The organism is Pannus brasiliensis CCIBt3594 (assembly GCF_036688125.1).
Lineage (GTDB): Bacteria > Cyanobacteriota > Cyanobacteriia > Cyanobacteriales > Microcystaceae > Pannus > Pannus brasiliensis.
The window spans coordinates 80,398-99,459 of sequence record NZ_JBAFSM010000002.1 but is presented as its reverse complement, the minus strand read 5'-3'; the positions used below and the strand labels follow the sequence as shown (position 1 = coordinate 99,459).

The following is a 19,062-nucleotide window of genomic DNA, read 5'->3' as shown; positions in this document are numbered from 1 at the left end:
CGGGGGAATGATGGGTTACGAAGAGCGCTAACCGATCCTACGGAGTTTCGTTATCGATCCACTCGAATCGGCAGAATTCGCTAAAAACTTAACAAATCTTTCCCTTTCTCCATTTGTATTTTGTGATACCTTCGGAAGTAGTGGCGGTTTCGTTTTTCGGGGAGAGGCGAGATGAGCGATCGAGATCTAGCGTCCGCGAGCGATCGGGTTTTCGACTGGATGTATCGGTTCGAGGATAATAGCCTTCTCGTCGGCAAAGTCCGGGGACGATTGGAGGGCGATCGAGATTGCCTGATCGATCCCGAACCCATTGAAGCCCGTTATCTCGACATTGACGGCAAAACCGTCCTCGTTCACTGGCAAGCCGAAGATTTTATCGCCTTCGAGATGGCCGACGCGGGAAAGGATATCCTGATCGTCGCGTCTAACGATAATTGTACGAAAAATAGTCTCTGTCTGGTTTCCGGCATCAGTCGCAGTCGAGCGCAAGTCACCGACGAGGGATTACAGGTGATCGGGGAATCGTTTCAATTCCCCGCGTGGTCGGTCAAAGCGGAGGCGACCGCCAACCAACCCGCGATAAGTTGGGGCTGGTCAGTCTCCCCCTTCTTCCCCTTCCTCTCCCTGCGCGTCAATCTCCAATCCACCACCACCAAAAAGATCTATCGCTGGACGGTTTCCCCCTATCTGCCTTTCTTCCCCCTCGTGGAAGTAGCCGAGTCTGTCGCCTAAAGCGGGAATCGTTTCATCGCGGTAACGGCACTTCTGGCGTTATCTTTTAACACCTGAGACGCGCCGGGGATCTGCGGGATCTGCCAGAGAATATCGACGGTACGACGCAACAACCGCACCAGATCCCCCTCGTCGAGATTGGTATTGTCGCACAGTTCCGCCCAGGAAGTCCCCATCGCCCAGCGCGCCGCGATGCCCATGAATTGCGTCTCCAGCCAGACGGGAATGGTGATATCCCGGTGAGATTGCGCCTGATACAATTGACGGCGGATTTCCCGTAAATTATGGGGATTATTGTCGCTCTGGCGGAAAATCTCGATCGCTTCCGGTAGCGGGGCGTAATTACACCAGCTATCCGGGCGCGGCGGTTCGGTGATGGCGGCACAGGTCGCCGCCGCGAGTTCCGGGGGAGTCAATCGATCGAGATCCCCGGACATGAACACCAATCCTAACCACAGTTCGTTTTCCCCGCGGATCGTCGCCGCCGCCTCTCCTAACGGGGTGGGCGTGTACCCCTCTAGGGCGTTAAACTGGCGCAAAATCTCGATGAGATCGAGAAATTCCTCCCAATAATAGGATTTGCTCGATTGTTGTTTCTGGTACTTGATCTGGGCTTTGTGAAGCTTGTCTTTGGCGATCTCCCGATCGTGGTACAGCTTGATCAGCCGGCCGGGGTTTTTGCGTTGGTGCAGAGGATGTTCCGCGATTTGGGTATTGACATTTTCGATTCTTTGTGCTTGTTCCACCAATTCGAGGAAAGGTTCGATGCCGGCCGCGCGCGGGGCGATCGAGGCGGCCAGTTCCGCGGTGGTTTCGTCTCCCTTGCGCCAACCGCCGGGGTGTAAACCTTCTAGGGAGGGGGGATCGATCGATCGCAGTTCCCTCGCGGAGAAAGACGCGGTATCGATCTCGGTGACATCTTGATAAGTCGCCAGATACCAACGGTTATCCTCGCTTAAACAGACCAACGCGGGAACCTGTCCGGAACCTGGGGCGATCGCCAGGAAGATCGATCGGGCCGGGGTCGGTAGTTTAATATGTTTCCCTTTCAGGTGTAATATCGTGCCGATGGGAATATGCGGTAAATTCGCGTGGATTTCCTGCCGTTTATTCGCCTCCGCTTGGCTATGCAGGATTTTATATAACCGTTCTTCCTCGCGGAGACGTTCCCGTAACTTCTCGTAGCTGGAAATATGAGAGCGATCGATCCCCGCGAGTTCCATATCCAGTTTCGCCAGTTCCGTAGTCAGCGAGGTGATCGCTTGCCGTTCCGGGGTGAGCTTCAATCCGGCGAGATATTCGGCGAAACTGCGTTCTAGAAGATCCTTCGCCTCCTCTAACGTGTGTTTCTGCAATAAATTCAACACCATGCCGTAACTCGGCGTAAAACAGCTTTGTAACGGTTCCGGGCTGGCGGTCGCGAGGTAGGCGGCCTCTTTCGCGCCCTCGAAAGGCGTTTGCACGGTGACGACGTGACCAACCTCGTCCATCCCCCTCCGGCCGGCGCGTCCCGCGATCTGCACGAACTCCGACGGGGTTAACATACTATGACCGTCATCGGTGCGTTTAGAAAGCGCCGAGATCACCGTCGTCCGCGCCGGCATATTGATCCCCGCGGACAAAGTGGCGGTCGCGAACACCACTTTCACTAAACCCGCCTCGAAGAGTTTTTCGACCAATTCTTTCCATAACGGCAGAATTCCGGCGTGGTGGGCGGCGATCCCGCGGGTTAAGGGTTCTACCTGCTCCGATCGCACTAATTGGGACGCTTCGGCGAGGAAGGCGAACAGTTGATTTTTACTGTCGGGATCGTCGATCAACTGGTTTAACAGATCTTCGGCCGCGTTCGGATTATTGGCGAGAAAGGCGAGGAGTTTGCGCTGGAGGGGCGGATTCTCGATGGCGAAAAAGGAGAGAACCGCTTCTTGAAGGGGGGCGTTATCCTCTAAAAAGAACAGGAGTAAACGATAGTAAATCGCCCGCGCTTCCTCGGAATTAACGAGACTGGTATCCTGCATTTCCCGGATCGCGCCGTCGCATCCTTTGCGGCTAAAAATGACGTAAATGGCGGGAAGCATATCGCGATCGCGCAATTCGTGGACGATCGAGCGGATACTCGGACAATCTTCCCGTTTCAGGCGACGCTGTTTGCCGTTGCTGTTCGTCCCCTTGAGACGGGGATTCATTTTTGTCTGTTTGGGGTCGAGAAGGGGGAAAATCCCGTCTTTGGTGGCGAAATAGAAACGTAGGGGAACGGGACGGAAATCGGAATCGATCAGTTCGCAGAGGGAGGCGGATCGATCGCTTTCCCCGTTATCCGGCATTTCCCGGACGTGATTGATCCAGTCGGTGAGTTCGCGGGGATTGCCGATGGTGGCGGACAGCGCGACCAGTTGAATACTCTTGGGACAGTAGATAATCGATTCTTCCCACACCGTCCCGCGACCCCGATCGCTGATATAGTGGCACTCATCGAGTACGAGGGTTTCCACGTTCTCTAACGAGGTTCCCACCTGACCGATCGGGGTCTCATAGAGCATATTGCGGAAAATTTCTGTAGTCATGACTACAATTAGCGCGTCCGGATTGATGACGATATCGCCGGTGATCAATCCCACCTCGCGAAACAGTAGCGGACTGTCCTCGTCTCCCCGTGTCGGGGTTCGACCGAATTTTTCCTGAAAATCGCGGAATTTTTGATTGGAGAGGGCTTTGAGGGGCGTGGTGTAGAAAACCCGCTTGCCGCGGGCTAGGGCGCGAACGATCGCGTACTCGCCGATCAGCGTTTTACCCGCGCCGGTGGGGGCGCAGACGACGATGGAAGACCCTCGATCGAGCGCTTCGATCGCCGATTTCTGAAACGTATCGAGTTCAAAGGGGAAAATCGACGATATATCGAGGGATGAAGTGGTTCGAGGCTCTTTCACGTAGGGTTTTATCTAGCCGAAGGTGCTGGTAAATTATAGATACTTCTCGCTTTATTCTAGCCGATCGTCTAGGATATCGACGGGGAAATTTACGCCTCGATCGGGGAAACGATCCCGCGACCTGGAGATCATCGCCGCTTTCAAAAATCATTTCCGGGGCGAAGACGGTCAACTTTTACCTAAAGTTTTATCGGTGAATTCTAAAGGATTGACTTGGAGAAGGGAGCGAGTTATGCCCGAAACATTACAAGAGCTATTAAGTAAACTCAAAAACTATCTCTCGGAACTCTACGGGGAACGTCTCGATCGAACGATATTGTTCGGCTCTCAAGCCCGCGGGGAAGCGACGGAAGATTCCGATATCGATGTTTTAATCGTCCTTAAAGATATGGTTGACGTGGGCGATGAAATCCAAAAAACCGGTCATTTTGTCTCCGATTTATGTCTGGAATACGATCAGGTGATCGGCCGTCTATTCATGGACGCTGATAAATTTCAGAATACCAATAGTCCGCTACTTTTAAATATTCGTAAAGAAGGAATTCCATTTTGACCCCGGAACAACAAAATTTAATCGAGAAAGCTAAACAGAGTTTAGAAGCGGCTAAAGTGCTACAAACTAACCGATTCGCGGATTATGCCACTTCACGCGCGTATTATAGTATGTTTTATGCCGTTGAAGCCCTTCTATTGACTAAAAATCTATCGTTTTCGAGCCATCAAGCCGTTATTGCCGCCTTGGGGCGGGAATTCGCCAGATAGGGAATCGTTCCTCAAGAATTTCATCGCTTCGTAATTAACGCTCAAGATTTACGAAATACAGGAGATTATGGAGAATTAAATGCCGTGTCCGTAGAGAAAGCCCAAGAACAAATCAATAATGCGGAAATTCTGATCGATTTTATTGAAGATTTGCTTTTATCTTAAATCGATCGCTCGCGCTCGCGACTCCATCGCCTACTATAAGAACAGTCCATAACTCCTGTTTGAAATTCCGATGCCCTGGCAACGTCCCGACGATCGACCGTTCGATCGACTCCGCCCGATCCGTTTTGAAACCGAGTACACCCGTTATTCCGCGGGATCGGTGTTAGCCAGTTGCGGGGACACGAAAGTATTATGTAACGTCACCGTTCAAGAAGGTGTACCGAAATTCCTCGCGGGTAGCGGACGGGGTTGGTTAACCGCCGAATATCGGATGCTCCCCCAGGCGACACAGGAGAGACAGCAACGGGAATTTCTCAAATTATCGGGAAGAACCCAAGAAATCCAGCGATTGATCGGGAGAAGTCTGCGATCGAGCCTCGATTTTTCCGTACTCGGCGAGAGAACGATTCTCGTGGACGCGGACGTGATCCAGGCGGACGCGGGAACGCGTTGCTGTGCTATTACCGGGGGGTACGTCGCCCTCGCTCTCGCCGTGAAAAAATTAGTCAGCGGGGGAATTCTAGAGCGATCGCCGATTCTCTACCCCGTGGCGGCGGTTTCCGTCGGTTTGATCGACGGGGAACCCTTTCTCGACTTGAACTATATCGAGGACATGAAAGCCGAGGTCGATTGTAACGTGGTGATGACGGGGAATCTGGATCTGATCGAGATTCAGGGAACCGCCGAGGAAAAACCCTTCAGCCGCGCGCGGTTAAATCGGATTCTCGATCTGGCCGAGATCGGTATCCGCGAGATCTGCCGGCAACAGGCGGCGATCGTCGATCTTGCTTAGGGTCACAAAAAGCCGTATAGTGAGGTTCGCGATAAATTTATGAAACAAACTAGATTAATTTAGCTGTGCCGAAGATTATCATTGCCGGTAACTGGAAAATGCACAAAACCCAGGCGGAAGCGCTGGAGTTTTTGCAAGGGTTTAAATCACACTTAGACGAAACGCCCGACGATCGGGAAGTGGTACTCTGCGCCCCGTTTACCGCCCTCCCCGTCCTCTCGAAAACCCTCCACGGCGGGCGTATCCGTCTGGGGGCGCAAAACGTCCACTGGGAGCGATCGGGAGCCTACACGGGCGAGATATCGGCCGCCATGCTCACCGAACTCGGCGTGCATTACGTGGTGATCGGCCATAGCGAGCGCCGCCAATATTTCGGAGAAACGGACGAAACCGCGAATTTACGGGTGATCTCGGCGCAGAAACAGGGATTGATCCCGATTCTCTGTGTCGGGGAAAGTAAGGCGCAGAGAGACGCGGGCGAGACGGAAACGGTGATTATCAACCAGATTAAACGCGGTCTGGTGGACGTGGATCAGAGTAATCTGGTGATCGCCTACGAACCCATCTGGGCGATCGGGACGGGGGATACCTGCGAGGCGACGGAAGCCAACCGCGTGATCGGGCTGATCCGCGAACAACTCTCGAATAAAGACGTGACGATTCAATACGGTGGCTCGGTAAAACCGGACAATATCGACGAAATTATGGCACAACCGGAGATCGACGGCGCGCTCGTCGGTGGCGCGAGTCTGGACGCGGCGGGATTCGCCCGGATCGTGAATTATCGTTAATTCGGTATTGACATCGGTAAAGTGGCGATCGGTAAGGATTGCCACTCTTTTTTTTCTGAGAATCGATCGGGCGATCTGTCGCGTAACTTTACCGGATTTTCTCGGGCTATCAAGTTATCTTCCGATTCCGTGAATTTTTGTAAAGAAATATTGCCAAAAATCCCCCGATCGACGCTCGGAACCGTTTTTCTCTCTCCCCTCTCGATCGCTCGGCTTGCCGAAGAGAACGGAAAGTGGGGCTATCAAAAAGAAGTTATCGAGAATTTAGGCGATTGCAATCGCTTTTATAGATTACTTTCGCGTTTTAATCCTCGAAAATGCCTTCTAAAGTCGGTTCGGAGTCGAGAGAACGCTCGATCGAATTGATTTGATTCCCGATCCCGGAAAATGATAGATTTTTAAGTGCTTAGTCTTTCGCGTTTCCCGATTTTTCCGGAGAGATCCTCGATGTTAAATAAAATCTTTGGCAAGAAAGAAACCAAATTTTTCCTAGAACTAAAAGATACCGATGGCGGTAAACCCGCGACCAAAACCGAAACTCCCGCGCCCGCGGTAGAAGCCCCGGCCGCCGAAGCCCCGGCCGCCGAAGCCCCGGCGCCCGCCCCGACGGCCAAAAAAGGAGTCTCGAAAAAAACCTCGGTAAAAAAAGCGGAACCCAAAGCCGCCCCCGCTCCCGCTCCCGCTCCTACCGCCAGCACCAACGGCAAGGTAGAACCGAAGGAAGTGGAATTCGCGACCAAATATCTGATTACCCCTCCCGCGTCCCGTCGTCGTCCCGGCCCCAGCCTGAATCAATTCAAGGATATGGCCCGAACCGCGAAGGTACCGCGTCGGTAGAATCACGGATCGCGCCGTTCTCTAGACGGGCGGCGCGCGAAAAAAAGGAGAGCCATCTGTCTGACTCTCCGGCTTTATCAGGGTGCATCTACTGGTTTTAGTGTAGCAGAGACTTTTTTCGGGGATGGTTATTTAGATTACCCCCTCGCTTTTTCGCGCGAGATTTGCCGTTACACGACTTTCGCGATCGCGGTTTCCAGTTTCCCGATCGCCCGATCGACCTCGGCTTCCGTAACGATTAACGGGGGAACGAAACGGAGAACTTTCGGCCCCGCGGGCGCGATCAATAACCCTTCCGCTAACGCCGCGTTCACGATCGTCGGGGAAACTAACTCGCTATCGGCGCTAATTTCCATCCCGTTAATCAAGCCCCAACCGCGGACATCGACGAAGATACCGGGGTATTTCGTCGCGATTCCTTTTAACTTCGCGCGTAACTGTTCGCCGCGTTCGCGGACGTTTTCTAGGAGATTATCCCGCTCGATCGTCTGTAGTACCGCGAGGGCCGACGCGCAGGCGAAAGGATTCCCCCCGAAGGTACTCGCGTGATTACCCGGCTCGAACACGTCACAGAATTTTTTACACATCATCGCGCCGATGGGAATGCCGCCGGCGAGTCCTTTCGCGGAAGTGAAAATATCCGGTTCCACGCCGAGATTCTCGTAACCCCAGAGTTTCCCGGTACGTCCCACGCCGACCTGTACCTCGTCGAAAACGAGCAGAATATTATTCTCGTCGCACATTTTCCGCAGTTTCCGGAAATACTCGATATCGCCGGGGCGGACTCCTCCCTCTCCCTGTAACGGTTCGAGCATGATCGCGGCGACGCGACGGTTGCCCTCGTCGAGATCGGCGACCGCGTTCTCCACCGCCTCGATGTCATTGTAGGGAATGTACTCGAAACCCGGCACGAGGGGATCGAAATCTTTCTGGTATTTCGGTTGACCGGTCGCGGTGATGGTGGCTAACGTCCGACCGTGAAAACTGTCGCGAGCGGTGAGAATGACGGGTTGCTGGAGGAAATCGAGGACGGTGTGCGCGTATTTGCGGACTAATTTAATCGCCGCCTCGTTCGCTTCCGCCCCGGAATTACAGAAAAAAACTTTATCGGCGCAGGAATGTTCTACGATCCATTTGGCGAGTTCTCCCTGTTCGGGAACGTAGTATAAATTCGAGACGTGATGCAGTTTCTCGATCTGTTTGCTTACGGCCTCGATCAGCGCGGGATGGGCGTGACCGAGGGTACAGGTCGCGATTCCCGCCACGAAATCGAGGTATTCTTTGCCTTCCGTGTCGATGAGACGGCATCCCTCGCCTTTTTCGATGGCGATCGGGAAGCGCGCGTAGGTATTCATTACATACTGGTTGAAAGCGTCTCGATCGAAGGGTGTCAATGTCGGGGTTGCCGTCGCGGTAGGCTGGTCTAGAAGGGTTTCAGGACTCACGATTTACTCCTAATCCTTAAATTATGAGGGAAAATTGTAAACAGAACCGAAGGGGCGCTCGGATTAGCATTCTGTAAATTTAACAACTCTAACCATTGTAATTTACCGTTCAGTCAAAGAGGTTATCGCGTCTTGTCGATCGTGGAAGACAAATACCGCCGACTACGCCAGGAGTTAATCCGGGGATTCATCGCCCTCGCCAGCGTGTTCCTTCTCGGTACGCTGTGGTATCGTTTCGTGGAGGGCTGGACGTGGATCGAATCGGCCTATATGACGATCAGCACGCTGGCGACGGTGGGTTTCGGCGAGATCAACCCGCTGGGACAGAGGGGACGATTGTTCACGATGGTTCTGATCATCTTGGGAGTCGTGAGCATCGGTTATATCGTCAACCGGTTGACCGAGGCGTTAATTCAAGGCTATTTTCAAGAGGGTATCCGTCAACGACAGGAACGACGCTTGATCGAGCAATTATCCGATCACTACATTATCTGCGGTTTGGGTCGCACCGGGAGACAGGTGGCGATCGAATTCTACGCGGAGAAAATCCCCTTCGTGGTCATCGATGCCGATCCGGTACAGATCGATCGGGCCAAGGAATTGAATTATATCGCCTTTCTCGGCGACGCGACCCTCGATGAATCCCTCATCGCGGCGAAGATCGATCGGGCGATCTGTATCGTGTCCGCGCTGACTTCCGACGCGGAAAATCTCTACACCGTCCTCTCCGCGAAAACCCTCAACCCGAAGATCCGCGCGATCGCCCGCGCCAGTACGGAAGAGGCGGTACAGAAGCTACAACGCGCGGGAGCGGACGCGGTGGTGTCTCCCTACATTACCGGCGGCCGGAGGCTGGCCGCGGCGGCTTTACGACCGCAGGTGATGGATTTTGTCGATGGGATTCTGACGGGGACGGATCGATCGTTTTACATGGAAGAGTTTCTCATCGACCCGAAAACCTGCCCCTGCGTGGGTTCGAGCCTCCGGGAAGCCCATTTACGCTCTCGATCGGGCGCGCTCGTCCTCGCCATCCGTCGCGCCGACGGCACACTCATCGGCGGGCCGACGGGAGAAACGGAACTGATGGCCGGAGATCTGTTAATCTGCATGGGAACCGCGGAACAATTACGCGAACTCACGAGAATTTTAATCCCGATGCAATCCTCGCGCCTACGTCTGCCGAATCATTAGAGGGGTCAGGAGTTAGGAGGAGAAAGGAGAAGGAAAAATTTAAAAAAATATAAAAACTGGATTTTTCGCCAAATATTCTTAAAATCGTCAGTTTTAAAGTAAATTCTACTTGCAATTCTCACTTTTGCAGAAGGTATATTAATGAGCGCGAGGGAATCTTCAGCATCTAGATGAGCGATCGAACTAGAAAGTGCTGGCAATTCAGTTAGGTTACGGGCGAACCGGATATAATTTATTAATTACTCCAAAGGCTTAATGAGTCATCTAAATAAATCTCTTCACCATTACTATATCTAACCCTAATATCCCTCATATCAAAAGTCGGGTTTTCCAAGAATTCATAGGTATAGTTCCCTGAAAAAACTTCGGAATCATACCAGTTTTGCCAAGCGATCGAAGATTGATAGGGTTCTCCTTCAATTTTGAGAACAATATCTCTCGGTTCTCGCGCGTTATTTGGATAGCTTGTAGCTTCCCTATAGACTAACTCACTCGATTCACATCCTTCAAAAACACCTTCAAAGATATAATTAAAATCGAATTCCATTTTTAGGTAAACTTTTTGTTGATCGACTATTCTCAGGATAGTCGGAATACTAGGCGTACCATCACAGGCTCCCATCAGATATTCTTGTTGACTAGGCGAATATTCAAAGCCTTTTCGCCATCGAGAGACTAAACTCATAGATTCTCGATCGATTTTAAAGGCTATTTGATAATTTGTCTTTTGGAAATAAATCATTTTCCGTACATTACTTGATAGTTTATAAACAGGTTTTTCCGTCAAAATTTTCGCGACAAAAAAGCACCCCCTTTCGAGGATGCCTTTTTGTTCGTTAATTCGGAATTAACCGTTGATCGCGGGAGCGGTCAGAGCCACGGGAGCGGTTTCACCACTGGCGAGGTCGAGGGGGAAGTTGTGAGCGTTGCGCTCGTGCATTACTTCCATCCCGATGCCGGCGCGGTTGAGAACGTCAGCCCAGGTGCTGATCACGCGACCTTGGGAGTCGAGGATCGACTGGTTGAAGTTGAAACCGTTGAGGTTGAACGCCATCGTGCTTACACCCATCGCGGTAAACCAGATACCGATTACCGGCCAGGCTCCGAGGAAGAAGTGTAAAGAACGGCTGTTGTTGAACGAAGCGTATTGGAAGATCAGACGGCCGAAGTAACCGTGAGCGGCAACGATGTTGTAGGTTTCTTCTTCTTGACCGAATTTGTAACCGTAGTTTTGCGATTCGATCTCGGTGGTTTCACGCACCAGAGAGGAAGTTACCAGAGAACCGTGCATCGCGGAGAACAGAGAACCGCCGAAGACCCCGGCAACACCCAACATATGGAAGGGGTGCATCAGGATGTTGTGCTCGGCTTGGAACACGAACATGAAGTTGAAGGTTCCGGAGATCCCGAGGGGCATACCGTCGGAGAAAGAACCCTGTCCGATCGGGTAGATCAGGAACACGGCGGTAGCGGCGGATACCGGCGCGGAGTAAGCCACGCAGATCCAGGGACGCATACCGAGACGGTAGGACAGTTCCCACTGACGACCGAGGTAGCAGAACACGCCGAGCAGGAAGTGGAAAATTACCAGTTGGTAAGGACCACCGTTGTAGAGCCATTCGTCGAGACTAGCGGCTTCCCAGATCGGGTAGAAGTGCAGACCGATGGCGTTGGAAGAGGGAACGACAGCACCGGAGATGATGTTGTTGCCGTAGAGTAAAGAACCGGCTACGGGTTCGCGGATTCCATCGATGTCCACGGGGGGAGCGGCGATGAAGGCGATGATGAAGCAGGTGGTGGCGGTGAGCAGGGTGGGGATCATGAGAACACCGAACCAACCGATGTAGATACGGTTGTTGGTGCTGGTGATCCACTGACAGAACTGCTCCCACAGAGAAGCGCTCTCGCGCTGTTGTAGGGTCGTGGTCATTGGTTTATGATTCCGTTAGGTATGAAATTGTCAAGGTTCTTCGCTTTGACATGAGCTTATCTTAGCGACTTTTTTAAGTTTTGTAAAGTTTAATGATAAAATTTTTTCTAATCGAAAGAATAAATTTTGCTTATATCGCTTTCGGTCGATTACACTAATGTCTGATAAATTCAGCAAAAAATGACCGATGATACCTGAAATCACCGAAAAATTATTACAGGCCAAGAAAGACAAGGGTTTGAGCTTCACGGATCTCGAATCGATCGTCGGGCGCGATGAGGTGTGGATCGCCGCCGTGTTCTACCGTCAGGCGAGCGCTTCGCCGGAAGAGGCGAAGAAAATCGCCGAGGCTCTGGAATTGGGGCCGGATGTCGTGGCGAGCTTGATCGAGTATCCGGTGAAGGGGCTGGGGCCGATCGTGCCGACCGACCCGCTGATCTATCGTTTCTACGAGATTATGCAGGTGTATGGAATGCCGCTGAAATCGGTGATTCACGAGAAATTCGGCGATGGCATCATGAGCGCGATCGACTTCACCCTCGACGTGGAGAAAGAGGAAGATCCGAAGGGCGATCGAGTCAAAATTACCATGTCCGGTAAGTTCTTACCTTATAAAAAATGGTGAGATAGAGAGTGGGGAGGGGGGAGGTGAGGGAGGTGAGGAAGATGGGGGAGGTGAGGGAGATAATTAATCTCCTGCCTCCTGCCTCCTGCCTCCTGCCTCCTGCCTTCTGCCTCCTAAGATACCGTGACCGGTTCTAATACTTCGGTCGTCAAGGGTTCGACGCGACGTAGTTTCGCTCCCAATCCTCTGAGTTTGCCCTCTAGGTTATCGTAGCCCCGATCGAGGTGATGGAGTCCCTGCACGATCGTCGTTCCCTGTGCCGCCAATCCCGCCAAGACTAGAGCCGCCGAAGCGCGCAGGTCGGTGGCCATCACGGGAGCGCCGGAGAGGAAAGGAACCCCGCGAACGACCGCGACGTTACCTTTGACCTTAATATCGGCCCCGAGGCGTTTCAACTCGGCGACGTGTTGGAGACGGTTCTCGAACACGGTTTCGTTGATCACGCTACTGCCCTCGCTCAACGTCAACAGCGCCATGAATTGCGACTGCATATCGGTGGGGAAACCGGGATAGGGCTGGGTTTCGATGTCGGACGCTTGCAGATCGCGGGGGACGACGCGGAGACGGTTCGGGGCTTCCTCGATCACGTCCGGGCCGATCTCTCGGAGTTTGGCGATGACCGCGGCGAGATGGTCGGGAATGACGGGATAGAGACTGATAGGCGATCGGGTGATCGCGCCGGCGATCAGTAGGGTTCCCGCCTCGATGCGATCGGGGATAATCGGGTAATCGGTGCTATGGAGACGGGGAACGCCGGAAATCACGATCGTCGGGGTTCCCGCGCCCTCGATCCGCGCGCCCATCGAGATACAGAAATTGGCCAGATCGATGACTTCCGGTTCCCGCGCCGCGTTTTCTAAAATCGTTTCTCCCTCGGCCAGCGTGGCAGCCATCATCAGGGTTTCCGTCGCGCCGACGCTGGGGTAATCGAGACAGAATCTCGCCCCTTGCAGGCGGCCGTTTCCTCTCACGCTCGCGTGGACGATCCCGTGCTCGATCGTCACGTCCGCGCCCATCGCCTGTAACCCGCGAACGTGGATATCGACCGGTCTCGCCCCGATCGCGCACCCGCCGGGCAGGGGAATATTCGCCTCTCCGGTGCGGGCGAGGATCGGGCCGATGGCGAAAAAGCTCGCCCGTAACTGGGAAACGAGATCGTAGGGCGCCTGTACTCTTCGCAGATCCCGCGCGTCGATGTCGAGGCAGTCTCTCTCGCGGCGAACATTCACGCCCAACGCCGAAAGGATCTGGCTCATGCGATCGATATCGGCCAGCGCCGGGACATTGCGGATACGGCACTCGTCCGAACAGAGTAACGCTCCCGCCATGATCACGAGGGCGGCGTTTTTCGCTCCACTAATGGACACCTCACCGCTGAGGGGATAACGGCCTTGAATTTCTAAATAGGGTCGATCGTTCTCGATTGTCATAGGGTAATTTACCACGCGTGTTAATAGCGGTAGATTCGGGAGCGTTTGCAGAGCGAATCTGAATTTTATCAGATTTCTGCAAAATCGCCCTCGGCTTTATTCCAAACTTGCTAATATCTTAACTGTCTCGTCAATACCTAACACGCGCTTGACTTTTTTCGATCGGGTTAGTATACTAGGAGATCGTGTAAGAAAAAAAATGCGGAACTGGCGGAATTGGTAGACGCGCTAGATTCAGGTTCTAGTGTCCGTAGGACTTTCGGGTTCAAGTCCCGAGTTCCGCATTCATCCCTAGTGACTGATGCCTAGGGTAGCAAGGAAAAGTAAAAAAGCCGATTACTTTCGCTCGCTCGAAGTTTGCTTACCTATCTTTTAGGCATGATTAGCAGTCAGCAAAATCCCGCGATCAAACAGATTCGGAAGCTTCACCGTGTAAAAGAACGACGGGAACAGAATTTGTGCTTGATCGAGGGGACACACTTATTAGAGACCGTTTTTCAGGTGAATGGTTCCCTCGATACGGTCTGTTTCACGGAAGACTGGCGCGAGCGACACCCTCGACTGGTGGAATCCGCCGTACAAAGGGCGCGACGGGTGGAAACGGTGACACCGGAAGTCCTGGCCTCGATCGCCACGACGGTGAACCCGGACGGGGTGATCGCCACGATCGTCCGGGAGAATTTACAGCCCCCCGTCCGGAATCCGTTACAAATCGGCTTGGTTTTAGAGCGATTACAAGATCCGGGCAATCTCGGCACGATTATCCGGACCGCGGTGGCCACGGGAGTGGACGGGGTGTGGTCGAGCGCGGATAGCGTGGAGATCGATAATCCGAAAGTATTACGCTCGTCCGCGGGGGAATGGTTCCGCGTGCCGATGGGGGGGGAGTCCGATCTCGTTTCGTTGGTGAAAGATTATCAGAAACGGGGGGTGAGGGCGATCGCCACTTTACCGACCGCGACGAAAACCCACTGGGAGATCGATTTTACCCGTCCGAGTTTAATTTTACTGGGCAACGAGGGGGCGGGATTATCGGCGGAACTCGCGGGATTAGCCGATGAAGCGGTGAGAATTCCCCTGATGGGCGGCGTGGAATCGTTGAACGTGGCGATCGCTACGGCGGTGATTCTTTACGAGGCGAGACGACAGTTAGGATCGGGCTAGATCCCCCTCGCGATAGAAGTTTTCGGCACTACGGATCGAATACATATTCGGAGTGAGCCGGTAAAAATCAACACCGCCCGATCGGGATCTCCCGAAAGCGGCTCGCGAGAATCGACCGTCTTTTACGTCCCTACAGTCGTGAACGAAAACGAAAATCATCCGATCGAGAGACCGAGCGCGTCGGCGGGCGAGCGTCGTCTCGGGAGAGAAAGCCCCCCGCTCGGCGAGGAACTGTTCCGGCAGTTGGTGAACACGTTACCGCAGATCGTCTGGATAGCGAGCGGCGAGGGAAAGCTACAATACGTCAACCGACAATGGACCGATTACACCGGTCTCACCCTCGAACAAACGCGGGACTATTCCCGATACAGCGAGGTGATCCATCCCGACGACATCGATCGACTCTACGCGAAATGGGCGGAAGCTTTAGAAAGCGAGTCGTTGTACGAGGCGGAAACCCAGATTAAACGGGCGAGCGACGGGGTTTATCGCTGGTTTCTGACTCGCGCCGTCCCGGTTCGGGATGAACGGGGCCGGATCGTTCATTGGTACGGGACCTCCACCGATATCGACGATCGCCACCGCTACGAGAAAACGCTCCGCCGCTTGGTGGAGGGCGCGACTTCGCGAGGGGGGGAATTTTTCCGAACCCTAGTTCGCTCGCTCGCGGAAACCCTGCGGGTTCGGTACGCGTTCATCTGTCGCCTCGATCCGGAAAACCCCGATCGGGCGAGGACGATCGCCGGTTGGATGGACGGCCGACCGAGCGCCGAGTTCGAGTATCCCCTCGCCGGAACGCCCTGCGAGCGGGTGATCCACCTCCGGGATCGCTTCTACCGGCGGGGGGTGGCGCGACAATTTCCCGAGGATCGCTGGCTCGTCGAGATGGGCGTGGAAAGCTACTTGGGAACGAGTTTGCGGGGAAGTGACGGCCGGATATTGGGATTGCTGACCGTTCAACACGATCGACCGATCGACGAGAGTTTACAACCGGAAGTGCTGATCCGGATCTTCGCCGATCAGGCGGCGGCGGAGATCGAGCGACAACAGACGGAAGAGGCGCTACGACAGAGAGAGGGGGAATCGCGATCGATCACCAATTCCCTGCCCGCGCTGATCGCCTTTATCGATGTCGAACAAAAATATCACTTTGTCAACGCCCGTTACGAGGAATGGTTCGGTCGTCCGGCGACGGAAGTGTTAGGAAAGTCGCTCGCGGAGGTTTTGGGTCCCGCGGCCTACGAGATTATCCGTCCCTACGTGGCGCGGGTGTTGGCGGGAGAGATCGTTACTTACAAGGCTCTGCTTCCCTATCGGGGCGCGCCGAGCCGGTACGTGGAAGCGACGTATATTCCCCGATTCGATCGAACCGGAAAGGTCGAGGGATTCGTGGCCTCGGTCAGCGATGTCGGCGATCGGGTGCGGGCCGAGGAGGCGCTACGGGAGAGCGAGGAACGGTTACGGCTGGCACAGAGGGCGGCGGGCGCGGGATTGTGGGATTGGGATATCCCGGGCGATCGGGTCACTTGGTCGGAGGAATACTATCGATTGTACGGGGTCGATCGCTCGGTGATGCCGTCCTACAAAAACTGGCTGGAATCGATCGAGCCGGCCGATCGCGAGCGGGTCGATCGGGCTTGCCGGGACGCGCTAGAACGTCACGCCGATCTCGATGTCGAGTTCCGTATCCACCACCCGACGCGGGGGAGGCGCTGGTTAACGGCGATCGGCCGGACGTTTTACGACGTTGCGGGAAATCCCTGCCGGATGACGGGGATCGCGCTCGATATCACCGAACGCAAACGGGCGGAACTACGCGCCCGCGAGCGGGAGGAGGAAATGAATCGCTTGAATGTTTCCCTACGGCGCTTTACGGACGAGTTAGCGTGGCGCAATCAAGAACTCGATCGCTTCGCCCATGTCGTTTCCCACGATCTGAAGGCTCCTTTACGGGCGATCGCCAATCTCTCGGTCTGGATCGAGGACGATCTCGGCGAGGGAGTGCCGGGGGAAACGCGCCAGCATCTAGAGTTACTGCGGAAGCGGGTTTATCGTTTGGAGAATCTGATCGAGGGGCTGTTACAGTATTCCCGGATCGGTCGGTTCCCGGTGGCCGCGGAAGTCACCGATGTCGGTCGTTTGCTGGAAGAGGCGATCGATTCTCTCCAGCCGCCTCCCTCGTTCGTGTTCGCCATCGCTCCCGATCTGCCCCGTTTGTTTACCAAGCGTCTGCTGTTGTGGCAAGTGTTCACCAATCTCATTAGTAATGCCATCAAACATCACGATCGGGGCGCGGGACGGATCGAGATCGGCGGCCGGCCCGCGGGCGATCGCTACGAGTTCACCGTGACCGATGACGGGCCCGGTATTGCCCCCGAATACCACGAGAGAATTTTCCAGATCTTCCATACCCTCAAATCCCGCGACGAGCGCGAAAACACCGGCATCGGTCTGTCGATCGTCCGCAAGATCGTCGAGACGGAAGGGGGAAAAATCGAGGTGGAATCCGAGGGCGATCGGGGGACGACTTTTCGCTTCACCTGGCCCGAGAGTGGCGAGGACGATCCGGACGGGGAGAGCGGGCGAGGATTCGGTGTTTTTTTGGGCTAATCCCGATTTTCTAAAAACAGGAGAGATTCGTTTGTAATAGGGAAAAGGTTAAAGGAAAAAGGTCGCTTCATCAGGCTTTCTCCTTTGCCCCCACCCGTATCCCTACTGGCACGCCCGGAAAATCGGTATGAAAATAGATTTTCATACTCGGTTGTGAACGTTAGTTCACGCTCGTCTCCTGCAAAAGTAAGAATTGAAAGTTGAATTGAAGTTAAAAAGTTGCAATTTCAAGAATATTTAAACCGAAATACCGGTTTTATACCCTTGAAAGCTCTTCAATTCTCCTTTCTCCTCCTGACTCCTGACTCCTGTCTCCTGACTCCTGTCGCTACAAGAGAGTTTGGATTTTTGCAGGAAGTCTATGATTCCTTGCCGACCACTCCCTGACCGAAGAATTTCGGGGGCGCGGCGAGGGTGTAAACCTCGGGATTGTCCTCGATCGCCCGGCGGATATAGCGGGGGGTTTGTAATAATCCCAGTAGGGTCGTACCGTCGATCAGTTTTAACTCTCCCGTCGTCATTTCCGCGAGGAGTTTATCTACCACGTCGGGGTCGGGACGGGTATCGAGCGGGTGGTTCGCGCAGAGGGTATAACCCCAGGGCGATCCGTAGCTGGGGGTCGGCGCGTGGTAGGAATGAACGTGGGGGAAAACGGCTTTGAGCGTGTTGACCAGACGCGCGTGATATTTCACCGAGGGAGGCGAAACGGGGCCGGATTGGACGACGACGATGCCGCCTTCCGCAAGGACGCGTTGCAGTTTTTCAAAATATTCCTTGGTGAAGAGGGGGAAAGAGGGGCCTTCCTCGATCGGATCGACGAGATCCGAGATGATGATATCCCATTTATCCGCGGTCGTGTCCAGCACTTCCAGCGCGTCGGCGACGACTAATTCAAAACGGGGGTCGTCGAAACTGCCCCGGTGCATTTCCGCGAGATGTTCCTCACACGCGTCCACCACCTCGCCATCGATATCGATCATCATCACCCGCTCGATCGATTTCCAGCGCAGGAGTTCGCGGGTGGTCGCGCCTTCTCCCCCACCGAGGATCAGGGCGGTTTTCGGCTGTCCGTGGGCGATCGTCGCGGGTTGTACCAACGCCTCGTGATAGATAAATTCATCGCCCGTACACGATTGCCATTTGCCATCGAGAACGAGGGCTTTTCCGTAGGCTCCCGACTCGACGATGTACATCTCCTGAAAAGCGGTTTTCCGATAGGCGAGAATTCGGGAAACCCCGTGACTATAAATGTCCCAGGGCGTGATGTACTCGTTCACCCAGAGATCCGCTTTCAGTTCGCTACCCGCCATGATTAACCCTCTCGTTTTGAAATTTGCACAATCTACAATTATAACATAAAAAAACTAGATTGTCTACGAATCCCCCGATTTTCACGAATCGAACCCGGTCGGGGCGGTAGCGACCGGAATCGTCCGGAAGGAAAAGGAGCGAGAGCGATCGGGTGACTACAAACCGCGGATCGGCTACACTGTCTCCTAAGCCTCATCATTTCGCCCTTCACTTCACCTACCTCACCGTTGAAGGGAGAGGATCGCTAGGAACGATTCTGGCAAAATAAGCGGTAAATAGCCGTGGGGTCGTTATCCGCGACCTATTTCCGAACGCGTCCCCGGTTCGGATTCCCTCGCGCTCCCGATGG

16 protein-coding genes and 1 tRNA gene are annotated in these 19,062 nt (G+C 54.1%); 11 read left to right on the top strand and 6 right to left on the bottom strand.

Annotation, left to right across the window (positions count from 1 at the left end):
• Positions 1-171 precede the first annotated feature (171 nt).
• Positions 172-732: a hypothetical protein gene (locus tag V0288_RS01720; protein WP_332863277.1), complete on the top strand. Its 561-nt coding sequence runs from the start codon at positions 172-174 to the stop codon at positions 730-732.
• Here V0288_RS01720 and V0288_RS01715 read toward each other — a convergent pair.
• The gene (locus V0288_RS01715; RefSeq protein WP_332863276.1) at positions 729-3,659 is read right to left on the bottom strand and encodes a DEAD/DEAH box helicase; all 2,931 of its coding nucleotides are present in this window, start codon (positions 3,657-3,659) and stop codon (positions 729-731) included. The two genes, V0288_RS01720 and V0288_RS01715, sit on opposite strands and share 4 nt — an antisense overlap.
• A 232-nt stretch (positions 3,660-3,891) precedes the next feature.
• Here V0288_RS01715 and V0288_RS01710 point away from each other — a divergent pair, with 232 nt between their 5' ends.
• From V0288_RS01710 to V0288_RS01690, 5 genes are all read left to right on the top strand, one after another.
• Positions 3,892-4,212, top strand: a complete 321-nt coding sequence (locus tag V0288_RS01710; RefSeq protein ID WP_332863275.1) for a nucleotidyltransferase domain-containing protein — start codon at positions 3,892-3,894, stop codon at positions 4,210-4,212.
• Entirely contained in the window at positions 4,209-4,421 is a 213-nt protein-coding gene (locus tag V0288_RS01705) for a HEPN domain-containing protein (RefSeq protein ID WP_332863274.1), read from the top strand. Before V0288_RS01710 ends, V0288_RS01705 begins: the two co-directional genes overlap by 4 nt.
• Before the next feature lie 235 nt (positions 4,422-4,656).
• Positions 4,657-5,379: a ribonuclease PH gene (gene rph / locus V0288_RS01700; protein WP_332863273.1), complete on the top strand. Its 723-nt coding sequence runs from the start codon at positions 4,657-4,659 to the stop codon at positions 5,377-5,379.
• 65 nt (positions 5,380-5,444) lie between these two features.
• Positions 5,445-6,170, top strand: coding sequence for a triose-phosphate isomerase (tpiA, locus tag V0288_RS01695; RefSeq protein ID WP_332863272.1), 726 nt, complete (start codon positions 5,445-5,447; stop codon positions 6,168-6,170).
• A 447-nt stretch (positions 6,171-6,617) separates the two neighbouring features.
• Positions 6,618-7,007, top strand: coding sequence for a hypothetical protein (locus V0288_RS01690; RefSeq protein WP_332863271.1), 390 nt, complete (start codon positions 6,618-6,620; stop codon positions 7,005-7,007).
• Positions 7,008-7,177: 170 nt separating this feature from the next.
• Here V0288_RS01690 and V0288_RS01685 read toward each other — a convergent pair whose 3' ends face one another.
• Positions 7,178-8,452, bottom strand: a complete 1,275-nt coding sequence (locus tag V0288_RS01685; protein ID WP_422661863.1) for an aspartate aminotransferase family protein — start codon at positions 8,450-8,452, stop codon at positions 7,178-7,180.
• A 132-nt stretch (positions 8,453-8,584) separates the two neighbouring features.
• Between V0288_RS01685 and V0288_RS01680 the strand changes: the two genes are divergently transcribed.
• On the top strand, positions 8,585-9,643 hold the full coding sequence (locus V0288_RS01680) for a potassium channel family protein (protein WP_332863270.1): 1,059 nt from the start codon (positions 8,585-8,587) through the stop codon (positions 9,641-9,643).
• 235 nt (positions 9,644-9,878) lie between these two features.
• On the opposite strand, the gene V0288_RS01675 is transcribed toward V0288_RS01680, so the two are convergent.
• Both V0288_RS01675 and psbA read right to left on the bottom strand, forming a co-directional pair.
• Positions 9,879-10,430, bottom strand: coding sequence for a hypothetical protein (locus V0288_RS01675; protein ID WP_332863269.1), 552 nt, complete (start codon positions 10,428-10,430; stop codon positions 9,879-9,881).
• Positions 10,431-10,490: 60 nt separating this feature from the next.
• Positions 10,491-11,573, bottom strand: a complete 1,083-nt coding sequence (psbA, locus tag V0288_RS01670) for a photosystem II q(b) protein (RefSeq protein WP_332863268.1) — start codon at positions 11,571-11,573, stop codon at positions 10,491-10,493.
• A gap of 187 nt (positions 11,574-11,760) precedes the next feature.
• Here psbA and cynS point away from each other — a divergent pair, with 187 nt between their 5' ends.
• Positions 11,761-12,198, top strand: a complete 438-nt coding sequence (cynS, locus tag V0288_RS01665; protein ID WP_332863267.1) for a cyanase — start codon at positions 11,761-11,763, stop codon at positions 12,196-12,198.
• 113 nt (positions 12,199-12,311) lie between these two features.
• Here cynS and murA read toward each other — a convergent pair whose 3' ends face one another.
• Complete coding sequence (murA, locus tag V0288_RS01660) at positions 12,312-13,628, bottom strand: UDP-N-acetylglucosamine 1-carboxyvinyltransferase (protein ID WP_332863266.1); 1,317 nt, start codon at positions 13,626-13,628, stop codon at positions 12,312-12,314.
• Between the two features lie 201 nt (positions 13,629-13,829).
• Here murA and V0288_RS01655 point away from each other — a divergent pair.
• From V0288_RS01655 to V0288_RS01645, 3 genes are all read left to right on the top strand, one after another.
• Positions 13,830-13,912 (top strand) — tRNA-Leu (locus V0288_RS01655).
• Between the two features lie 94 nt (positions 13,913-14,006).
• Positions 14,007-14,792 carry a TrmH family RNA methyltransferase gene (locus V0288_RS01650; RefSeq protein WP_332863367.1) on the top strand — a complete coding sequence of 262 codons (786 nt, stop codon included), beginning with the start codon at positions 14,007-14,009 and terminating at the stop codon, positions 14,790-14,792.
• Between the two features lie 138 nt (positions 14,793-14,930).
• Positions 14,931-17,402 carry a PAS domain S-box protein gene (locus tag V0288_RS01645; RefSeq protein ID WP_332863265.1) on the top strand — a complete coding sequence of 824 codons (2,472 nt, stop codon included), beginning with the start codon at positions 14,931-14,933 and terminating at the stop codon, positions 17,400-17,402.
• Between the two features lie 359 nt (positions 17,403-17,761).
• On the opposite strand, the gene V0288_RS01640 is transcribed toward V0288_RS01645, so the two are convergent.
• Positions 17,762-18,712: a fused MFS/spermidine synthase gene (locus V0288_RS01640; protein ID WP_332863264.1), complete on the bottom strand. Its 951-nt coding sequence runs from the start codon at positions 18,710-18,712 to the stop codon at positions 17,762-17,764.
• Between the last annotated feature and the right edge of the window lie 350 nt (positions 18,713-19,062).